This is a genomic window from Chitinophaga fulva (assembly GCF_012927205.1).
GTDB lineage: Bacteria > Bacteroidota > Bacteroidia > Chitinophagales > Chitinophagaceae > Chitinophaga > Chitinophaga fulva.
Genome location: NZ_JABBGC010000001.1, coordinates 725172 through 743709 on the forward strand (window position 1 = coordinate 725172; position 18538 = coordinate 743709).

Annotated in this window: 8 protein-coding genes; 1 reads left to right on the top strand and 7 read right to left on the bottom strand. The window is 50.8% G+C overall.

The features are described from left to right. Positions 1-4 precede the first annotated feature (4 nt). The 6 genes from tamL to gltB form a co-directional block, all read right to left on the bottom strand. Complete coding sequence (tamL, locus tag HHL17_RS03145) at positions 5-2464, bottom strand: translocation and assembly module lipoprotein TamL (protein ID WP_169223335.1); 2460 nt, start codon at positions 2462-2464, stop codon at positions 5-7. Further along, positions 2464-7533 carry a translocation/assembly module TamB domain-containing protein gene (locus tag HHL17_RS33810; RefSeq protein WP_169223336.1) on the bottom strand — a complete coding sequence of 1690 codons (5070 nt, stop codon included), beginning with the start codon at positions 7531-7533 and terminating at the stop codon, positions 2464-2466. Before HHL17_RS33810 ends, tamL begins: the two co-directional genes overlap by 1 nt. A gap of 272 nt (positions 7534-7805) precedes the next feature. After that, complete coding sequence (locus tag HHL17_RS03155) at positions 7806-8435, bottom strand: hypothetical protein (RefSeq protein ID WP_169223337.1); 630 nt, start codon at positions 8433-8435, stop codon at positions 7806-7808. 97 nt (positions 8436-8532) lie between these two features. After that, on the bottom strand, positions 8533-9141 hold the full coding sequence (locus HHL17_RS03160; RefSeq protein ID WP_169223338.1) for a hypothetical protein: 609 nt from the start codon (positions 9139-9141) through the stop codon (positions 8533-8535). Positions 9142-9360: 219 nt separating this feature from the next. Beyond that, entirely contained in the window at positions 9361-10836 is a 1476-nt protein-coding gene (locus HHL17_RS03165; RefSeq protein ID WP_169223339.1) for a glutamate synthase subunit beta, read from the bottom strand. A 116-nt stretch (positions 10837-10952) separates the two neighbouring features. Then, complete coding sequence (gene gltB / locus HHL17_RS03170; RefSeq protein ID WP_169223340.1) at positions 10953-15482, bottom strand: glutamate synthase large subunit; 4530 nt, start codon at positions 15480-15482, stop codon at positions 10953-10955. Positions 15483-15842: 360 nt separating this feature from the next. On the opposite strand from gltB, the gene HHL17_RS03175 reads away from it, so the two are divergent. Then, complete coding sequence (locus HHL17_RS03175; RefSeq protein ID WP_169223341.1) at positions 15843-16934, top strand: hypothetical protein; 1092 nt, start codon at positions 15843-15845, stop codon at positions 16932-16934. Between the two features lie 20 nt (positions 16935-16954). On the opposite strand, the gene HHL17_RS03180 is transcribed toward HHL17_RS03175, so the two are convergent. Then, positions 16955-18493 carry a glycoside hydrolase family 10 protein gene (locus tag HHL17_RS03180; protein WP_169223342.1) on the bottom strand — a complete coding sequence of 513 codons (1539 nt, stop codon included), beginning with the start codon at positions 18491-18493 and terminating at the stop codon, positions 16955-16957. Positions 18494-18538 lie beyond the last annotated feature (45 nt).

Below are 18538 nucleotides of genomic sequence, written 5' to 3' on the forward strand. Positions count from 1 at the left end.
TTTATCAGAAGGGGTATCCGATGGCGATATTGAGTATCAGGTTTTTCTTTCGCCAGTCGGGATCTCCGAAATTAATTTTGTCAAACACCCATCGCTCTTTAGGCGGAAGATAAGGTATGCGGAACGGTGTTGCGAGGTCAAACCGCACCACTACGATCGAAGCGTCTATACGCAGACCGATACCGCCGCCCACGGCTATTTGCCGGTAGAAGGAGTCAATTTTAAACTGGCTGCCGGGTTTGTCCGGCACTTGTTTTTGCAGCCAGATGTTACCTGCATCGATAAAGGCTGCGAAGTTGAATACACTGGCAATGTGTATACGTACTTCCGTGTTAAGTTCCAGTTTGATATCGCCGGCTTCGTTGGCTAACAACGCAGCGGTGTCCTGTGCTTTGTTGTAATAAGAGCCGGGGCCGAGCGTACGTGCCCTGAATGCGCGGATACTGCTGCTACCACCAGTAAAGAATTGTTTTACGAAAGGCAGTGTTTGAGAGTTGCCATAGGGCAAGCCATACCCTAAAAAGAGGCGGTTCACCCACTGTTTACCCCTGCCGATGTTCCAATAGTGGCGCGCTTCCAGAGAAAGGCGTTCGTATTGGGCGAACGGGTTTTTCAGGATGTTTTTGGTAGAATCTCCTTTAGGGACGATCAGTCCGGCGATGTTACCAGATACATCAAGGTTACCGCTTATGTAGAAACTGTGGACACGGTTAGCTGTCTGGTTATTGAACGTAACGGTATAGTTGCCTCCCAGGATAAATTGTTTTTCGATAGAAGCCCGCTGGCTGGGATCATTTTTAAGGATACTGTCATATGCCGCGGTGGTCCTGGTTGGCAATACATAAGTAACCGCAATCGGCGCAAAGGCGTGATTCAGGTAGGCCGTTTTCTGCCAGAGGTATTGTAACTGCAGCGTATAGGCGTTCAGGTCATACAGGGATGCCCGGCTGTACAGCTCATAGCTTGCGCTCATGCGGGTACGGGGCACGTAAGGCGTGCGGATATTGAGCCGGAATGGCGTGAGGAAGCGGGGGAAGGTCACCGCCACTTCAGCACCGAGGCTATATGAATTACCACCCCCGGCTGAATTGTTGCCGGTTTGCCATTCTATACCGCCATGGAGGCCTATTTCCAGCGCTGTGGCAGAATGCAGCCAGTTGCGGTTTTTAGCGGTGATACGGGCTTCCGAGCCGATAAATCCATTGGATTTGGAGGTACCGCGCAACTCAGTCTGCAGTGAGCGCCGTTTGTAAGGAGTCAAATAGAATTTGGCATCGAGCCATCCGCTATCGAGCGACACCTTGTTGTTCACCATGGCGCGGTAAGTGCCGGCGAGCGATGTATCGCGGCGATAGGTGCTATCGGCGACGGTATTGCGTTGCACGAAGCGGGGCGTAGCGGTATCGCGTACAGGCGCAGGCGCATTAGGGCTGCCGCCGGTGATGTTGTGCCGGGAGGTATCTCTGACAGGCCGGAAAGTACCTTTCACGAATTTGAATACACCCAAATTGATCAGCCGTTGCAGCGTGATGTTGTGGGAACTTAAACGGTAAAGGCTGTCGGGCCGCAGAAACACAGACCGTTCAAATACGATGGGCTTAAAACGTTTGGAAGAATCGATGATGTACATGCCCCGGTAGTATACCGGTGTGCCTTGGGTGGACTGTGCTTCGTTGTCGAGCGAGTAATCCGGGAAGAGGCTGATATCATGCATCCGGTAAGGACGAAGGGCTACCAGCGGGGTATTGTCTTTTATCTTCAGGAACAGGTCCACAGTACCATTGTTGGTGGTATCGGCCTGTACCAGGAGATAATCGGGTGTAAAATAATAATAGCCCTGTTCTTTTAGTGAGGCGTGTATGCGTTCCCGTTCGGCCTTGATAGAATCAAGGGAATAGGGTTTTCCTACTACCAGAGAGCTTTTGTGATACGTTTTGGTGACGGTACGGCCGATGGCGCTGCTATCTGTCAGAAAGGTCACGCTTTTGATCGTATAGCGGTGATTGGGCACGGCTTCGTAGCGGATAGAGGCTTTTTTGCTGCCGGATTTTTTCACAGCAGAAGATACCTCTGCCTGGAAGTATCCATTATCTACCAGGTACCCTTCCAGCACCTTACCGGTATAATCGGGTTTGGCCTGGCTCAGCAGTACTGGCGGCTCCCCCCATTTTTTGCGGAAGAGATAATTGAGCCCTTTGCCTTTAGGCTCGTGGCCCATATTGTACAGCCATAGCTTAATAGGCATGCCCAGGAATTTCCGGTTGGTATTGGGCCGTATTCTTTTTTTCAGTCCATCGCTGAGTGAACTATAATCTTTGGGTTGTTTACCTTTCCAGGCTACCGTGCTGCCGGTATAGAGGTGGTCGCCTTCAGGCACGGTACGGGTGGTGCTGCAGGAGCTGATAGCCAGGAATCCCAGGCATAATATGATACAACAGATGATATAGCTATTTCCCTTCTGCATTACTTGTTTTTGTTTGATTCATTTTCTGCTGCCTGCTTCTTTGCTTTTTCATTGCGCAGGCGTTGTGCTTTGGATTCTTTTTTAGATCGCTGAAGTATCTCTCGGAATTCGTCGTAGTCCATTACCAGCATGAAGGCTACTCCTGTTTCAGTAAATTGGCCCTGAATAACGGTTTGATTATCGTTGCGCTGGTATACCCTGAGGCGATATCTGCCATCGCGGCTTAGCTTGTACTCGATGGAGATGTCTCCTACCAGTGAGCTGGCGTTTTGTGTGTTACCGGTAAGCATGATGTTCGAGCCAACGGAAACGGTTAAACGATCATTGAACAGTTTTTTGGAAGCGCCAATATTGAGATTGGTGGTTTCCTGGGCCGAGCCGGTGGAATAGTCTTCTTTGCTTTGCAGGTCGAAGTTGAGGTCCACCCCTTTGATCAGGTTGCCCGCGAGGTTATTCAGCTGTTGTGAAAGTATCTTGCTCACGCTGTTACGTGCTGCCTGTCCCACAGCGTTGCCACCTGCATCCAGTGTGGACATGGGGTCGTCGGGGATAAAAGTATTCAGCACCAGGAGGCCCATCACCTGCTTGTTCAGCTCCGAAGGTACCTGATTGATTTGTTTGATGCGGTTGTAAGGCATACCGTTGAAAGCATTCCTTTCCCTTTCCGGCATATCCAACAGGAAGCTGATATCCGGCTTCAGCAGGCTTCCTTTTATTTTAAGGTATACTTCAAACGGAATACGTTGTTTGTAGGTGTTCCGCTGATCTGCGCTCAGACCGCCCAGCTGGTCTTGCAGCAGGTCGATAGCGGGTGCATTAACGGTATATTTGGCGGTGATATCGAGATCAGCGGCCATGGCATCACCATTGAAGGAAATGAAGCTGCCTTTCTGAATATCGAAAGAGCGTTTGATCAGCTGATTGAGCGACATTTCGTATTTACCTTCCGATATTTCATAACGGCCGGTGATACTCATTTTACTGCTGGGGTCCAGTGTAGCGTTCAGGTTGGCTGTACCTTTTGCCTGTACGTAGTCGCCATTGGCTTTGTCGATAATGATTTTCAGTACAGACTCCGGTGTGATTTCAACATTACCGGAGAAGAAAAGGCCTTTGAGCCGCGGGTTGCTGTATTTGGCGCTGTCCTGTTTGGCCAGCAAAGCGGTATCGATCGGGTGATCGCGGTCAATGAATTCCACCACTCCTTCCCTGTCGGCCAGTCCGGGCTCTTCCTGTGGCAGCATGACGGTAACGCTGGATTTATCCCGGAGCTTCACATTGGCGTCTACACGGGGAAGATCGAGCGAACCACGAACGGTGATTTTACTGTCAACAAAAGCAGGGCCATAGATCCATTGGTCCTGGTTTTGTTGTTTGCCGAGCGCCATGAAGTTGTCGGCGTTGATGGTCAGATTGAAGCCGTATTTGATAAAGTCATTGGTATTGATACGGCCGTTCACCACCATTTCATTGTTAAGGCTGTCGGCTATCACGAGGTTATTGATCAGGATGCCTTTTTCATCGATCACAATGTCTTCATCAGGCAGGTGTAGATTGCTGCCGATGAAACTGATCACGCCGCCGGCATTATTGAAGTGCATATTGCCTTTCACTTCCGGCTGGCTGGCGGTGCCCGAGATATTGAATTTACCGGTAGCGTTGCCATACATATGGGTGACGCTGCCCATGGCAAATGGTTCGAGCGAAGCCATCTGCAGGTTGGCGATATCCATCTGTGCATTGATGGTGCTGTCGAAGGTTCCTGTTACAGTAACATCATTGTTGTCACCTTTCAGGGTGGCGTCCAGCTTGTAGACATTCGGTGCGACGTTATCTACTGTAGCGTTGAGGGTGCCCAGCGGCGCCGTTTTCACGGTGAGGCTGTCTACCTTCAACCGGGCGTGTACCAGCGGCTGGGTGTTCCAGTTACGCACCATGGCGTCTGCATTCAGCAGGCCATTGGCGAGCAGGGTATCTGTGGCGAGCATACCGGTGATAGTGGCCAGCTGGAAGTTGCTGACTTTTGCCTGAAGGGCCGGCATACCGGAAGTATCCGCCGTGGTATTGACCTGTATGGACTGATCGCCATATGACAGTTTGATATTTGCGGTATCGGGAGCGCCGTTTTTGATGCGGAAAATATTGTTTTCCGCTACGGTCCACGCTTGTTTATTCAGCAGCAGGTCCGGTTTGAGCACGAGCTGCATCACATTGTCCGGCAGGAAAGTAAAGATGCCGCCAAGACGGTATTTAGGGTGTCTTTTCGGATCATCCATCAACAGGCCGAAATCGACTACGCCGGTATTGGCACGAGCTGATAATACGGTATGGAAAAGCGGGAAAGACGGGTGTCTCATACCAGCGATAGACACATATGTCTGCAAGGATGTGTCTACAATACGGGCATATAACCGCAGGCTGTCTACCTGGATAGAGTCATAGTTGACTTTGGGCAGGTTGGCTTTTACAAACAACAGGCTGCTGTCGCTGTTGAGGCGGCCGGCGATGTCCATGGGCATTTCCATCCGGATGCCGGGGACCAGCGGTTCGAGGTTATGGGGCACCTGCAGGGCGGCGGCAAACTCCAGGTATTGTCCGGGAGGAACCACTACAATACGCCCGGAATCAGCAGGCATCAGCGGTTTCATGATGATCTGGCTGAAGGCGTTGCCGATTTTGGTATAATCCATACGCCCCTGTGCGGTAACGGGACCAAACGGACTTTTCAGCGTCAGGTACTGCTGGTCTGTATAATGGGCCGTGAGCGCAATGGTATCCAGCGGAACAACGTGGTCCTGCGTGAGTATCTGCCAGCCGGTGAGTAATGCCGCGCCTTCCAGCCGCTGCGGTTCAAGGCTGCTGAAATCGGCGTCCAGGTTACCTTTGATGGTCAACGGTTCTGTATACCAGTGGGTGGCAAACAGGTCGGCCTGTGTAATTTCTATGTTGGCCTTCAGGCTTTGCAGTGCGGTGTCGCTCAGGTGGCCGCTGACAGCAAAACGGGTGTTGATGCTGGTATCAGCGCTTTCTCCAGTAGCTTCAAAAGCACCTTTCCGGATATTAGCATTCACGTTAACACCATGATAGGTATAACGGTTATAGGTGGCTTCATTCAGTGTGATAGTTGCCTGGGCGACCATCTGTTTCAGCGTATAGCCCTGACCGTTGGCTGTAAGGTTACCACTCATCCAGCCATAGGTGGTGTCATAGAGCATGATGCCCGGGTGTATGCGGAAGGATGGAATATTCACATCGTAGGTGCCACGGATGCTGTCGGTAATATTGGCCAGCTTTGCATTGACGGTGGCGTTGGCATAGTCGCTTTTCAGCCGTAGCTGTGCCAGCATATTTTTCATGCCCCCTTTAAACAGGCCGGTGATCAGCATATTCTCGGGCAGCCTCGGTGTGTCGGGTAGTGTGCCGGCGGGCAACCAGGAGCGCATGGCTTTATTGCCTGACTGGATATAAAGCTCCGGCAGGTTGGCATTGAACCGGTCTGCATCGGTAGCGTGTTCTATCTGGCCGTTGGCAATTTTGATCAGATTCCCCTGATGATCATTCAGGTACAGCTGTTTGATATTCAGTAATCCCAGATTGCCTTTTAATATAGCCGACAGCGTTAGTTCCTTTTTCCACAGGGGAGCAAATGATTTGTTTTTACGGGCATCGGGCACAAAGGGCAGCCATTCTGCAAGGGCTACCTGCACGGAGTCCAGATTAGCGTCTATCCCCATTTGGTCCATGTGGTCTGCAATACCGGACCAGGAGGGAACGGTAATGGCTATATGTTTCCGGAAAACGCTTTTGTTGGTTTGTACAAAAAAGTTCCGCAGCTCCAGGCTTTTAGGCGTGAAGGTCACGTCCATATTGGCTTTCCGGAGGGTGAACCCGGACCAGTCACGGGCGGAGAGACTTTTTAAGCTGGCTTGTATGCTGTCCGGGGTGTAGCGGATATTGCTGATGGTAGAATTGATGTTGGACAGGAACAGGTGGTTGTAGTTTGGATCGGGGCCTGCCGCCTTGGGGGCCGGACCACCATTATCATACCGCATGGCCAGTTTGTCGAGATTGACCTGTGTAGCAAATACCTGCCAGGTATTGGGTACCGTATCAGGTGATGCCGGGGTGCTATCTTTTCCGGGTATCATGGCCAGTACACCCGTGGTACGGTGAATGGAAAGATCGCCTACTTGTATGCGGGTAGAATCCTGGTCCAGGCTACTGTTGCGCAGCATGAGGTTTCCGATTTTCCAGCCGGTAGTAATACCGATGCCATCGCTGCTGTAAAGGAAATTGCTCTCTCTGATGCGAAGCTGTTTGAGGAGCAGGTGAAGCCCCGGGCTGTTGGTATCTGCCGGTGGCGGCGGCGGAGCAGCGCCTTTAGTGGGCGACGGGATGTATTGCTGACGGAAAAAGCCTTTCAGGCCGGTCAGCTCTATACCTCTGAAAGCATAGATGCCATCATCGGGGATCAGATCGTCGGGATCGGCGTGCAGCGTGTCCCAGGTGGCAACCGCATGCATGCCGCCCGTCTGGTCATTAAAATTCAGTTTAACATGCCGAAGGGAGACATCTTTTATGTGAAATTGTATAGTAGTGCCGGTGGCGGGAGCAATGGTATCCGTTTTCGTATTCGGGGAGACGAAAGCATCTACCGCGAACTGAAAGTTAAAAGCACTATCTCCTTTATGCCGGTAAACATTTATCAGCAGGGTATCCCACTCCAGTTTATCGATCTGTAGTTCATTGTTAATAAAGGCCAGCAGATTGTAACGTACTTTCAGGGAGCCGGAATACAACAGGGCCTGATGGGAGGTGTCGGCCACAAATACATTTCTCAGTTCGAGGTATTTCCATCCTCTGGCCCTGAGATAACCGATTTGTACTTTGGTCTTGAGTTTTTTCTGTAGATAGATTTCACCTTGTTGACGCAGGTAATTCTGTACGCCGTCCAGCTGCAATAATAACACCGCCATCACGGGCAAAAGGAGCACCGCAACAATAATCCATAAAAGCCACCGCCACCAGGGGCGCCTGTGTTTAATTTCTGTTTCTGCTGGTTCTGTCACTATAATAGGTTGCTAATAGTAATTTACTGAATAAAAACGCATAAGCGTTCCAATGGTTTATTTTCAGGCAAAGACCCGGTGTTTCGCCCGCTTGCCCGGCGAAAAGCACAAAATCCATACCTGCGGGTAATGGGGATAAACAGTTCTGCAAGAATACATCAAAATACGGGAACGGACATACTGAAAATTGTCCGGAATGCTGAAAACAGCCGTCTCCGGCCGGGGATTAGAGAAGATGTTCAGCAGGAAAATAGATGGGTGGCCCGGGTAGATTATTGCCCGCTTTGAGGTGGTTTGTTGCGTTCATTAAAGCGGAAAATATAGTAGTCCAACTTGTCTCTTTTGGATTTGTCGGCCCGGAATTCCTCCAGCAGTGCGGGGTCTTGCGGCAGGATGTATTTTTTGAGATTATAGAGCGATAGTTCGAGGATCTCGCCGGTTACGATGTTAATAACTTTTTTAAGCCTGACGGGTGTATTCATGGCATTCACGGTCATATCGGCCGGGTTATAGGCGCTGCGGGAAGGCTGCACGCCCTGTAGTTCGTAGGTGCAATAATAACCGGTGGCCTGTATCCGGTTAAGCCCGTTGTCTTTGATGTAGATGTTTGTGCCATCACAAAACCCCCAATAATTTTTTACTTTCTGCTCCTGCCCTGCCGCGTCGCGAAGCACCAGCTCGTTCCTGCTGGCGAGGAGATAGATTTGTGCGGCTGTGCTCCGGCTTTTGATCAACAGGTCGCCGGATTCGGAAGGACTGTTTTGTTGAAATTCCTGGAAGGACTTATACAGTCCCTTTTTGAGCGTGGTGGCCTGCAGGATCAACCCGGAGCCTGGATTGTCCTGTGCCGTGGCCATCAGGCAAAAGCAGATAAGTCCCCAGAGGCAGCACCATTGTTTCATAGGGCACAAATGTATCCGGAATCAGGGCCCCGCCGCAGGGAAATAGCTGAATGGAGGAATTGTTTCTGCTGATCTGAGATTTCTGTCTGTAAAGTTATCAGGAGGCCTGGGTGGAGATAATGCCTTTCTCTTTCCAGGATTTCAGCATATCAGCAGCAATACGCCGGAAGATCTTTTCTGCGGCCAGATTCGTGCGGCTTTGCAGACGTGCCTCCCATATTTTGCTGTTTTGCGGACCGTTGTCGTAGAAATGTATTTCCATCACCTGGTCCGTCCATTCTGTAATAGGCACCCTTTTTACGTAGGAAACGATATTGCCGGTTTTAGGATCAACATATCGTACTTCTCTTTCAGGGGTAGTGGTCATGTTTTGTAAGGCTACCGGCTGAATGACGAGGTAACAATCCGGCTGATGTGTTTTTACGGCGGCGTTGACCTTTTCCGTTAACCGGGCGGCGTCGTCTCCTGCATATTCCAACAGGCAGGTAACACCTTTTTTGTCCAGGTCTTTTTTCAGTTCATATTGCAGGTCTTGAATGTATTTACGGGTAGACATAGGGCCGGAAACTATCAGCAACAGGCTTTTGCGGGATTTGACCGGAACATTTTCAACCGGCGTTTCAATAAGCCGGTAATAGGCTTTTTGGGCGGCAACATGGAGGGATGACAGTACTGTACAGAGGATAACGACTAATAATCTTTTCATGGGTATAAGTTGGAGAGGTGAATATAGGTATAATCCCCAAAATAAAAGGCCGGGTAAAAACCCGGCCCGGCTGAAGGTTACAACAAAATCTAAACCTGCTTATGAGAAAAGCGTTAATAAATAGCTGCCAGCTTTTAGCCTTTAGCTGTTATCATATTTTTATGAACGTTGCCTTCAGCCTGTTTATGATAAACAACAGGCTAAAAGTGTACGCTATTATTACAGTGCCATTGCCTGCAGTGAATGGTCTTTGCTTTCCAGTTGGGAGCTGCCCATCAGGAATTCATCTACTTTTCTCGCACACTCGCGACCTTCGCTAATAGCCCATACCACCAGTGACTGGCCGCGGCGCATATCGCCGGCTGCAAACACTTTAGGGATGGACGTCAGGTAATCTTTTTCAGTGGCTTTCACGTTTCCTCTTTCATCTTTTTCTACGTCGAGCTGTTCCAGCATGCCGGTGTGCTGCGGATGTACGAAGCCCATGGCCAGCAGTGCCAGTTCGCAGGGGATATCTCTTTCAGAGCCGGGTACTTCTGTGAATTTAGCGGGTCTGCCGTCGGCGCTCAGCGTCCACTGAATGTCCACTAAACGGAGGGCTTTCAGGTGCCCGTTATCGTCGCCAATGAAAGCTTTGGTAGCGATCGCCCACTGACGGTCAGCGCCTTCTTCATGGGAAGAAGAGGTTTTCAGCACCATGGGATACGTAGGCCATGGCATGAAATCGGTACGCTCGCCCGGCGGTTTGGGCAACAGCTCCAGCTGGGTAACACTCACCGCACCGTGACGGTTGCTGGTACCTACGCAGTCGGAACCGGTATCGCCGCCTCCTATCACCACCACGTTTTTGCCGGTGGCCAGGATATCTTGTCCGTCAACAGGAAGGTTGTCAACTCTTTTATTCTGCTGTTTGAGGAAATCCATGGCGTAGTGCACTCCTTTCAGTTCGCGGCCGGTGATACCGAGGTCGCGTGGAATGGTGGAACCGCCTGCCAGTACGATGGCATTGTATTCCCTTAACAGGTCATTGGTACTTACGTTAACGCCTACGTTGGCATTGCATTGGAAAGTAACGCCTTCTTCTTCCATCAGTTTTACCCTGCGGTCGATAGTCCATTTTTCCAGTTTGAAATCCGGGATGCCATAACGGAGCAGGCCTCCGGGCTTGTCGTCACGCTCAAATACGGTAACGTTGTGGCCGGCGTAGTTCAGCTGTGCCGCTGCGGCCAGTCCGGCAGGACCGGAACCGATCACGGCTACCTTTTTGCCGGTACGTACGCGGGGTACTTTCGCCTGAACAAGGCCCTTGTCGAAAGCTATTTCTATGATATGCCGTTCAATTTCCTCGATAGCTACCGGTGGTTGGTTGATACCCAGTACACAGGCGCTTTCACAGGGGGCCGGACAAATACGGCCGGTGAATTCAGGGAAATTATTGGTGGAAGTCAGGATATCGTAAGCATCCTGCCAGTCCTGACGGTATACTGCATGATTGAATTCTGGTATGACGTTGCCGAGCGGGCATCCGCTATGGCAGAAGGGCACGCCGCAGCTCATACAGCGGGCAGCCTGCTGGTTCAGTTTCTTTTCAGGGAAGCGCTCTACAAACTCGTTGTAGTGGCTAACCCTTTCCCGGGGATCTGTTTTTCCGGGCAGCTCTCGTGTAAATTCCAGGAATCCTGTAGGTTTACCCATAACTATTTTCTCATTTTATCATTTGGTTATCGGGTTATTTATTTTTTGGCTGCTTACCCGCTTAGTTCATTCGCTCACTCAATAATTAAATAACCCAATAACCCAATAGCCAAATATTAACGGTTTATCTTCTGTCCCTGTGCTACGCCTGCTTTCAGTACAGCCTTGTATTCTTTCGGGAATACTTTCACGAAATGGCGCAGCTGATTTTCCCAGTCTTTCAGGATAAATTTCGCCACGGTGCTATTCGTGTAGGCGTGATGTTTAGTGATCAGGTCCTGCAGGGCAGCAACATCGTCCTGGTCCAGCGGATCGAGGTCGATCATATCACGGTTACAGTGGTTGGCAAAGGAGCCTTTTACGTCGTATACATAGGCAATACCACCGCTCATACCTGCGCCGAAGTTGCGGCCGGTTTCACCGAGGATGACAGCGCGGCCACCGGTCATATATTCGCAACCGTGGTCACCCACGCCTTCCGCCACGATGGTGGCGCCGGAGTTACGGACGCAGAAGCGTTCGCCGGCCTTACCGCGGATATAGGCTTCACCGGAGGTGGCGCCGTAGAAGCACACGTTACCAGCGATGATGTTCTCTTCCGCCTTGAAGCCTGCTTCTCCGTGAGGATAGAGGATCAGTTTGGAACCTGAAAGGCCTTTACCGAAGTAGTCGTTTGCTTCACCTTCCAGTTCAAGGGTAAGCCCTTTGGTAGAGAAGGCGCCGAAGCTTTGACCAGCGGAACCGGTGAATTTGAAGTGGATGGTATCTTCCGGCAGCCCTTCGCTCTTGTAACGTTTGGATACTTCGTTGGAAAGGATGGTGCCGATAGTACGATCGGTATTTTTAACAGGATACTGTTGGTAAACCCTTGTCTTTTTGTCCAGCGCCGGCTGTGCGGCTTTGAGCAGCTGCCAGTCGAGTACTTCTGCGATGCCATGGTCCTGTTCTTCCTGTTTGTACAGGCCGGTTTCAGGCGCAGCAGGTTCTTTGTACAGGATGGGTGACAGGTCCAGTTTCTGTGTTTTCCAGTGGCTGATGCCTTCACGCATCTGGAGGTTATCAACCTGGCCCACCATTTCGTTAATGGTACGGAAGCCGAGGTCGGCCATGATTTCACGGAGTTCTTCCACGAGGAAGGTGAACAGGTTCACCACATGCTGCGGGTCGCCGGTGAAGCGTTTGCGCAGATCCGGGTCCTGGGTGGCTACGCCTACGGGGCAGGTGTTGACATGGCATTTACGCATCATGATACAACCTTCCACGATAAGTGCGGCGGTGGCCACGCCCCATTCTTCCGCACCGAGCAGTGTAGCGATCGCGATGTCGCGGCCTGTTTTCAGCTGGCCATCGGTTTGCAGTACTACTCTGCTGCGCAGTTTGTTTTTCACCAGTGTCTGGTGGGATTCGGCAAGGCCCAGTTCCCAAGGCAGGCCGGCATGTTTGATGGAGCTTATCGGAGAAGCGCCTGTACCGCCATCATGACCGGCAATCAGTACCACATCGGCATGTGCTTTGGCCACGCCTGCTGCGATAGTGCCTACACCGGCTTTAGACACCAGTTTTACGCTGATGCGGGCGGCGCGGTTGGCATTTTTCAGATCATAGATGAGCTGTGCCAGGTCCTCGATGGAATAAATATCGTGGTGTGGAGGCGGAGAGATAAGACCTACACCCGGAGTGGAGTGTCTTACTTTGGCGATCCAATCATCCACTTTATGGCCGGGCAGCTGACCGCCTTCACCGGGTTTAGCACCCTGGGCCATTTTAATTTGTAATTCGTCGGCATTGGTCAGGTAGTAGCTGGTAACGCCGAAACGGGCGCTGGCTACCTGTTTGATGGCAGAACGCATAGAGTCGCCGTTAGGCAGTTGCTCATAGCGGATTTCATCTTCTCCCCCTTCGCCGGTATTGCTTTTAGCACCGATACGGTTCATGGCAATGGCGAGGGTGGAGTGCGCCTCATGAGAGATGGAACCGAAGCTCATAGCGCCTGTCGCAAAACGTTTGAAGATGCTGGAAGCTGGTTCCACTTCATCGATAGCGATGGAAGCACGGGTACGTTTAAACGAAAAGAGGCTACGCAGGGTGCAGGCTTTTTCGCTCTGGTCGTTAACGGCTTTAGAGTATTTCTTAAAGATGCTGTAGTCGCCCATACGGGTGGAATACTGCAGCAGGTGGATGGTAGTAGGATTGAAAAGGTGGAATTCCCCTTTCCGTTTCCACTGGTATACACCGCCTTCTGTCAGGCGTTGGACCGGTTTTTCCTTACGGCCATAGCCCATCCAGTGTTTTGCCAGTGTTTCACGGGCAATTTCATCCAGACCGAGGCCCTGAATACGGGACACGGCGCCGGCGAAGTATTTATCCACCACTTGCTGGTTGATGCCCAGTATCTCGAATATCTGGGCGCCCTGATAAGATTGCAGGGTGGAGATGCCCATTTTGGAGAACACTTTAAGCAGGCCGTCGCAGATGGCTTTGATGTAGTTTTTCTTCAGTTTGTCCACGTCGAGATCGGTGTCCAGTTTGTTGGACAGCTTCAGGTCGCGGATGGTGCTGAGGGCCAGGTATGGGTTTACAGCAGTAGCGCCGAAGCCCAGCAGGCAGGCGAAATGGTGTACTTCCCAAACGTCGCCGGCTTCCACGATCAGCCCTACAGAGCCACGTTTGCCTTTGCGGATCAGGTGGTGATGTACGGCGGAAGCAGCCAGCAGTGACGGAATGGCGGCATGCTCGGAGTCGATGGCGCGGTCAGAGAGGATGATCACTTCAAATCCATCTTCCACGGCATCTACTGCGTAGCGGCAAAGGCGGGCGAGCCCCTTCTCGAGGGAGTCTGGTTTGCCATCGGCCTTGAAGTAGGTATGCAGCGTTTTAGCCTGAAACAGGCCGGTATCAATACTGCGTATTTTTTCCAGTTCGTAGTTGTTGAGGATGGGATGGCGCAGTGCCAGGCTGTGGCAGTGCAGCGGATCTTCATCCAGCAGGTTACCGTTGCCACCCACGAAAGTGGCGAGCGACATTACCAGCCTTTCCCTGATAGGATCGATAGGCGGATTGGTCACCTGTGCAAACAGCTGTTTGAAGTAGTTGGCCAGGTGTTGCGGCTGATTGCTGAGTGCTGCCAGCGGCGTATCGGTACCCATGGAGCCAACGGGTTCTTTCCCATCGATGGCCATCGGGGAGATGATATGCTCGAGGTCTTCGGTGCTGTAACCGAAAGCCCGCTGGTATTTGAATATCTGGTCGTGCTCGAGATGGGTGAAGGTAACCCTTGGCTCAGGCAATTCTTCCAGGCGGATTTTATATTTATTGAGCCACTCACCATAAGGTTGTTGGGAGCAGATCTGTTGTTTCAGTTCTTCATCGCCGATGATGCGGCCCTGGTCCATGTCTACGATGAACATTTTTCCGGGTTGCAGGCGTCCTTTCTCTTTTATGTTTTTAGGATCGATGGGTAATACACCAGCTTCGGAAGCCATGATCACACGATCGTCTTTGGTTACAACAAAACGGCTGGGACGTAATCCGTTACGGTCCAGGGTAGCGCCGATGATTTTACCGTCGGTGAAAGAGATGGAAGCCGGTCCGTCCCACGGTTCCATCAGGGATGCGTGGTATTCGTAGAAAGCTTTTTTCTCTGCTGCCATGTCTTCGTTGCCGTCCCATGCTTCTGGGATCAGCATCATCATCACATGTGGCAGGGAGCGGCCGGTCATGGTCAACAGCTCGATCACGTTGTCGAGGCTGGCGGAATCTGACTGCCCTTCTTCTACGATAGGCAGCAGCATGTCCATTTCTTCCGGGGTAAAATATTTGGACATAAAGTCACGCTCACCAGCACGGAGCCAGTTGAGGTTACCTTTAAGCGTATTGATTTCACCGTTATGGGCGATATAGCGATAAGGGTGTGCTAACCGCCAGCTGGGGAAAGTGTTGGTGGCAAAACGGGAGTGGATGAGGGCGAAGGCGGATACCATCTTCTCATCGCTGAGGTCAGTATAATAATGACGTACCTGGTAGGTGGTCAGCTGACCTTTATATACGATTGTTTTATAAGAAAGGGAAGCAATGTAAAACAGTGCTTTCTCTTTTGGAATAGTATTACGAACGGTTTTGGACACGTAGTTGCGGAGTACAAACAGTTTGCGCTCAAAAACTTCCGGGTCACTGATATGATAAGGACAGGCGATAAATACCTGTTCAATTTCCGGTTCTACAGACAGGGCAGATTCACCGATGCCATCAGGGCGAACGGGTACTTTACGATATCCCAGGATCTCGAGGCCCAGTTTTTCGGCGCTGCGTTGCAGGATTTCCCGGCATTCTTCGCGCCAGCGCGGCTCTTTCGGAAAAAAGACCATACCTACGCCATACTTACCAAATTCAGGTAAGCTGATGCCTAATCGCAGGCATTCATCATACAAAAATTCATGGGGGACCTGAAACAGGATTCCTGCACCATCACCCGTGTTCTGCTCACAGCCGCAGGCGCCGCGGTGTTCCATGTTTTCCAGCATGGTAAGGGCATCACGGATAATATGGTGGGATTTACGTCCCTTAATATGGGCCGTAAAACCTGTTCCGCAGGCATCATGTTCGAATTCAGGACGGTATAAACCTTGCGTTTGCTTCACTTCATCCATTTGGTTTAGATTTTTTTCTTTGATACACTCCTCCCTTCTGACTTTCGTCGATGGGTGGTGTACGATATAATTCGGGAACGGTTTAAAGATACTAAAGGAACGCTGTATTTTTTATATAAACTTTTGATAGAAGCGAAAAATTTAGAAAAAAATAAAAATATATCCCTTATTGTTAGAATTTATAGAAAAATGACTGCGGTGAGGGCCGGATTCCGGGCAGCTGGCTGCGGAGTGATTGTCAACCAGGGGGACCAAAATAGTCGAACGCTGAGGCAACCTGTGGTAGTACAGGGTTTTGATTAATTTCGCGGGCATTATCATATACAGTAACCTATATCTATCATTCATATATAATATAAGATGTCAACAAAACAAGCCTTGTTACTTTCTGTATTGTTAACCGGTTTTACGATGACCGCCGTGGCTCAATACCCCACTGATGAGGCAGCTCCAACAAAATCGCAAAAGCAGATCGATTTGAGCAAAGGAAAAATCACACTGGGAAAAGAACAGCTGCTGACCGCCGACAAACTGCCGCTAAAAATCAGTGGCATTGAAGTGGTAAACGCCACCTGGGACACTGCACACCTGGGTTTCATTTCACTGGGCTCCCGCTGGATGCCGGCCACTCCAGATAAAGAAATGACGGCCTATCTGTCTGAATTTGTTGAAAATGCTTTTGCCCACCTGTATACGGCGGATGGTATAAAACTGTTATGGGTAGTAGATGATCTGCGGATTGGAGAACAGCCCGGCGGAGTGGGCGAAAAAGCGTTTATCCGCTTAAAGGCCACTGCTTATGGCTCTGCAGACGGACAGTCCTACAAACGGCTTTATGCCATGGATGAGGCCAAGCTGAACAGAGGTATCGAGCTAACAAAGAAACACCACCAGTTTATTGCCAATGCTTTTATGGAACTGCTGCAGAAAGCACCGGAAAAATCCGATGCGGCTCTTACCAAATCCGATATTATTCAGCATCATCTGCAAAAAAGACAAGTGCCGGCATTAACAGCGCCGCAAATGAAGGACGGTGTGTATCAAAACATTGAGGAGTTTCGGAATAATGCCCCTGCCCTCACACAGTTTGAAATTAAAAAAGGCGAATACGAATATGAATGGGCTGATATCATCGGTACAACGGCGGATGGCCGGAAAGGGCGGGTGAGGTCTTGCTGGGCTATCGTGAAAGACGGAAACGTGTTTCGTTATCTGGACGGAAAGCTGATTCAGCTGGAACGGTGGAATTATGGGTATGTGCTTTCCCATTATCTTAAAGATAGCCGAGACCGTAGCCGGTCGGCAGTAGTGGGTGCGGTATTGGGAGGTGTGCTGGGGGCAATGGTGGCATCCGGCAGTGGGCATATGGTCAGCACTGATGCATTTCCTGCCCTGAAAGTAAGTCCTGACGCCACTGCGATCGACATGGAAACGGGCGCATTTATTTTCTAATACATGCGCCCGTTCCGGGTCTATTCAAAGATAAACGTTGTTTTGCCGTTTTTGATTTCCATCCGTAATGGTTCGCTGAGCACGCTCTCGTTCTGAAGCCGGTCCAGCGCGGTGACTATGTATGTGTAGGTCTTGCCTTTTACATAAGTCTGGTCCTTGTATTCCGGATCAGATGCCTGCGGCAGGATGGCCAGAATTTTCGTAGGGTCGGTGGCGTTAACCGGCTCATTGGCCTCAAAACGGTACAGCACATATTGTTTGGTGCGGCCACTGGTATCGTCATCGGTCCAGTGGATCTCCAGTCCACCGGGTCTTTCGAAAGCATCGATGAAGTATGGTGGATCAGGTGTGGTATTAGGCAGCCATGGCATTACCGGGCGTAACGCCGGGTATTTGTAGTAGTGGTTGCGCAGCGAGTCTTCAATGCCCAGCGGGTTGCCGCGGAAAGATTTGGCGCTGTAGAAGATGCTGCCCTGTATGGTATTAAGTGTCCGGGACTCTTCAATCTGCATGGGCAGTTCCCGGGGATTTTTCCAGGCGGGGTTGCTGCCGAGGCGGTACACGCCATGCCCGATGTATATCTGCCGGCCATAACCATGCTGGCTCCACCAGTTGAGCAATACCTCGTAATCAGCCAGACGGTGGCCGCGTTCCCAATACAATTGCGGCGCTGCGTAATCTATCCAGCCTTTTTTCAGCCATTTTAAAATATCAGCGTACAGATCATCATAGTTGGTCATGCCGCCATGAGTATAAGACCCTTCAGGATCCTTGCTGCGGTCGCGCCACACGCCGAAGGGACTGATACCGAATTTCACCCATGGTTTTTCTGCTTTGATAGCTACACTGAGCATTTCAATGATGGCATCCACATTGGCCCTGCGCCAGTCGTCTTTCATCATTCCGTTGCCATACAGGCGGTAGGAAACGTTGTCCGGAAATTCTTTGCCTGGCACACGATAAGGATAAAAATAGTCGTCGAAGTGTACGGCATCGATGTCATATCTTTTCACTACGTCCCGCACGACCATGGTCACATAGTTCCGTACTTCCGGAACACCCGGATCGAAATATTTTTTATTATCGTAAGTGAGGAACCATTGTGGTTTCAGGCGGGTGATATGATTGGCGGCCACGCTGCTGCGGCCTACGTTGAATACGGCTCTGTAGGGGTTGAACCAGGCGTGAAATTCCATACCCCGCTTATGGGTTTCTTCAATCATGAATTGAAGGGGGTCATAGTAAGGGTTCGGCGCCTGTCCCTGTGTGCCGGTCAGGTATTCGGACCAGGGCTCGTATGGGGAAGCATAAAACGCGTCAGTCGCAGGACGTACCTGGGCCACGACGGTATTCATGCCATTGCGCTGCATCTGATTGAGCAGATCGATAAACTCCTGTTTTTGTTGTTCCGTAGGTAAGCCGCGTCTGGAAGGCCAGTCAATATTTTCTACCGTAGCGATCCATACTCCGCGCATTTCCCTTTTGGGCGGTAACTGCGCCCATGCCTGTTGTGTGAGGCCCATACAAAGGGCCACACCGGCTAATAACTGCTTCAACATCTGCCTTACTTTAAACCGTAAGATGCGAAAATAGCAAAAAGGAAG

Excerpts from the sequence above, each read along its gene's own strand:
- tamL (WP_169223335.1), bottom strand. The coding sequence starts at position 2,464 with ATGCAGAAGGGAAATAGCTATATCATCTGTTGTATCATATTATGCCTG.
- HHL17_RS03155 (WP_169223337.1), bottom strand. The coding sequence starts at position 8,435 with ATGAAACAATGGTGCTGCCTCTGGGGACTTATCTGCTTTTGCCTGATG.
- HHL17_RS03160 (WP_169223338.1), bottom strand. The coding sequence starts at position 9,141 with ATGAAAAGATTATTAGTCGTTATCCTCTGTACAGTACTGTCATCCCTC.
- HHL17_RS03165 (WP_169223339.1), bottom strand. The coding sequence starts at position 10,836 with ATGGGTAAACCTACAGGATTCCTGGAATTTACACGAGAGCTGCCCGGA.
- gltB (WP_169223340.1), bottom strand. The coding sequence starts at position 15,482 with ATGGATGAAGTGAAGCAAACGCAAGGTTTATACCGTCCTGAATTCGAA.
- HHL17_RS03175 (WP_169223341.1), top strand. The coding sequence starts at position 15,843 with ATGTCAACAAAACAAGCCTTGTTACTTTCTGTATTGTTAACCGGTTTT.
- HHL17_RS03180 (WP_169223342.1), bottom strand. The coding sequence starts at position 18,493 with ATGTTGAAGCAGTTATTAGCCGGTGTGGCCCTTTGTATGGGCCTCACA.